This window comes from Halanaerobium saccharolyticum (assembly GCF_004362045.1).
Classification (GTDB): Bacteria; Bacillota; Halanaerobiia; order Halanaerobiales; family Halanaerobiaceae; genus Halanaerobium; species Halanaerobium saccharolyticum_C.
In genome coordinates, this window is sequence record NZ_SNWX01000062.1 from 1 (window position 1) to 3,151 (window position 3,151).

The 3,151-nt window shown below is 30.1% G+C and carries 3 protein-coding genes and 1 pseudogene; all 4 read right to left on the minus strand.

Features of this window, described 5'->3' with window-relative positions:
• Positions 1-996: 996 nt before the first annotated feature.
• A complete protein-coding gene (locus DFR79_RS15910) occupies positions 997-1,299 on the minus strand; it encodes a type II toxin-antitoxin system RelE family toxin (protein WP_005488946.1) in 303 nt (100 codons plus the stop codon).
• 20 nt (positions 1,300-1,319) lie between these two features.
• Complete coding sequence (locus DFR79_RS15915; RefSeq protein ID WP_005488947.1) at positions 1,320-1,619, minus strand: type II toxin-antitoxin system Phd/YefM family antitoxin; 300 nt, start codon at positions 1,617-1,619, stop codon at positions 1,320-1,322.
• 266 nt (positions 1,620-1,885) lie between these two features.
• The gene (ltrA, locus tag DFR79_RS15920) at positions 1,886-2,950 is read right to left on the minus strand and encodes a group II intron reverse transcriptase/maturase (RefSeq protein WP_347814044.1); all 1,065 of its coding nucleotides are present in this window, start codon (positions 2,948-2,950) and stop codon (positions 1,886-1,888) included.
• A gap of 1 nt (position 2,951) precedes the next feature.
• Positions 2,952-3,151, minus strand: a pseudogene (locus DFR79_RS16270) (group II intron reverse transcriptase/maturase); the annotation flags it as partial.

Sequence of the window (3,151 nt, forward strand, 5' to 3'; positions counted from 1 at the left end):
TTTTACTAATTCAATCTGAAAATTATGCAGTAATTTCAGTAAATTTAGGTCGATTTAAACTGATAAATTTTACTGGTTTAAACTGCAAGATGACACTTTAAATGAGCATGTTTAATTGAATTAATTATTCTTTTACTACAAAATTATTAGATCTTCACGAAGTTAAGTTCATAATATTTTTACCATCTTTAAAGGATTGCAATTAATATTCCCGAAAGTTGCAAACTAAAATTCCCTATTATTGCAGAATAAAAATCTATTAATTTAACTTGCAGAAATAGATTTATTATTAATATACTTCATGTAAAAGAAAAAAATCCCTGCTTTTTACAGGGGAAAACTTAATATTGAATCTTTAATAGATTTTGATCTATAGCTGCTACGAAGATTTTATAAATCCATCTCGAAACTTCTAAGCAATAAAGACACTTGACCCAGCCTAATGTCACAAATGTGACTGTTAGGCGGATAAATCTTTTACTATTTCTTTTCTTTTATTAAATTATATCCATTTGCTGCAGTAATTATCATTGATACTTTCAGTTTGCTATCTTCATGAAACTTATTTCATAAAGATTTACAGCAAAATATTTTTAATGATAAATAACTTTTTACACTTTTCGCTCATTAAGACTTTACACCTGAGATTTTTCAAAAGCGATCTGATTATGAATTATCCTGATCTTGACCATGAAATAAAAAATTACTGATTTAATTATTATTAGTTTTTGAATTATCAGAGAGGGTTTTACAAATCCATCTCGTTCTTTCCAAGCTGAAACATACTCGCTTAGTTTAATGTCGTATAACGTTACTGGGATTTGCGCTCGTGCCTGGTTCCGTTAGGAACTGGCGTAAAGATTGCTTTTTCATATCCGTGATTGGTTAGCCTGCAAGCTTTATGACAGAAGGCATGGCGCTAATCCCATGTTATACGATGGAGCTGGTTTGCTCTTTTGATAAATTTTAGAAATTTTTATAAATAAAAAAAGGGGTTTATCTCCCCTTTTCAAGTATTCTTTTATATGCACTTATATAAACAACTTGATCTTCTCTTTTACCAACAGACCAAACCATAACTTCTTCTTCGTTCATTATTTGATAAACAACTCTATATTTTTTCCGATAAAAGTAGATTTTTAAACAACCTGATAGATCAATTCCACTTTTATTTCCAAGTGGTTTTCCTAATTCAGGAGATCTTTTAATTTTATTAAGTGTACTTTTAAGTCTCGGTTTAACACTTCCATCTAAATTATCAATATCATTTTTAACTTCAGGATGAAATTTAAGTTTCATCAACTTAAGCCCCCTAAAAACTATTCTTTATCTAATAAATCCATTATCTCTTTTTCGCTTACTGCATCTTTAAGATCAAAGTTTTCTTTTCTTTTGGCTATAATCTCTTCAATATGGGCATCTTCTAATTGGTCTTCCAGAAATTCGATTTTTTCTAGTAACATTTCATATTCTTCGATATCCATCATAATACCTTCAATATCATTATTTCTGGTAATAAATAGCGGGGACTCTTTTGTTTTATCTAACATTTTACTAAAATTACGAACAATTTCAGAAGATGAGACCATATGATCTCTATCAATTCTTAAAGTAACCATTATTTGCACCTCCATAAATTAAAATATTTCATAAATAATTATCTTAATTAAATTATACATTAAATTTTATGTAAAATCAATTGCAATATTTTTAGTTTTAATTTATAGAAGTGTTTTAGCTTAGAATTTAATTATTATTTTAAAAGACTTTTTAAACCAGCTCTTTCGTAGTCACGGTAGGATTAGCAGTTACCTGCTCACCCCCGCACAGATCTCAGCATGCAGAATTACCGCACTGAGCTCTTCAGTAATATTCACATCCGTTATCAGGCAAAGTTAAGTCTTAACTGTCTATTTATCTTCTCAACTATTCTCGGCTTACAGACATTATACCATCCTATAATTTCTTCAAATTTATCCCAGTTCATGCTTTTTCTCTGGCTTCTTCTATTTAACCATTTATATAATATTTTGAGTGATATATTAAAGAATTCTTCCAGACTGTCATAATTACCAATCAAACCATAATAATTATAGTAACCCTTGAGCTTGGCATTTAATTTCTTAAAGAGTGTTTTTAGTTTTTGGTTTCTCATCATTTTACACCAATTTCTAAAATTCTTTATTGATTTTCTGAGTTTCTTTCTGGAGGTCCTCCTTTTTATTATATCTTTTCCTCTAAGAGATGTGCTCCGACTAAACTCAAATCCCAGGAATTCAAACCTTTTGCTTCCCTGCTTTTTAAATCTGGAAAAAAGAATTATACTGCTCTTTTCTAAAGAAAGTTTAAGTCCAAATTTATTTAGTCTTTTCTGCATCTTACTATAAAAGTATTCAGCATCTTTTCGATATCTGAATGCTGTTATATAGTCATCTGCATACCTTGAAAAATGGGTATCACCTTCTGTTATTTCTCCTATCACTTTTTCAAACCAGTTATCCAGTACAAAATGTAAGTATATATTCGCCAGAACTGGACTTATTATACCACCTTGAGGTGTTCCAAATTTTGGATATACTATCTCATTATCCTCTTCCAGGATCCCAGCTTTTAACCACTTTTTAATCAATCTGATTAATTGTTGATCATCTATTCTCTGCTCTAACATCTTAATCAACCAGTCATGATCTATATTATCGAAAAAGCCTTTTATATCAGCTTCAACTATGTAGTTATATTGACCAAAATTAAGTTCCTCAGAAAGATTTATCACTGCTTCTTTAGCACTTTTATTCGGTCTGTACCCATAGCTGTTTTCAATAAAATCCTGTTCAAATATTGCTTCCAGTATATCAGTAACTGCTCTCTGGACTATTTTATCTTTCAGAGCTGGTATTCCTAGTGGTCTTTTCTTGCCATTTCCTTTATCTATATATTTTCTTCTGACCAGTTTAGCATGATATCGTTTTTTTTTTTAAGGATTCTAGTATATTCTGGAGATTTTCTTCCAGATTCTTCTCAAATTCAGCTGCTGTTATTTTATCCACTCCGGCAGATGCTTTTTTGTTGATTTCTAACCATGCCAGCTTTAAAGCTCCATAGTTTATCTGTCTGTATAAATCTCTAAACCGATATTTCTTTTCTCTCTTTG

What these genes read in the sequence shown, in the direction of transcription:
- DFR79_RS15910 (WP_005488946.1), bottom strand. Translation starts at nt 1,299, where the DNA reads ATGAAACTTAAATTTCATCCTGAAGTTAAAAATGATATTGATAATTTA.
- DFR79_RS15915 (WP_005488947.1), bottom strand. Translation starts at nt 1,619, where the DNA reads ATGGTTACTTTAAGAATTGATAGAGATCATATGGTCTCATCTTCTGAA.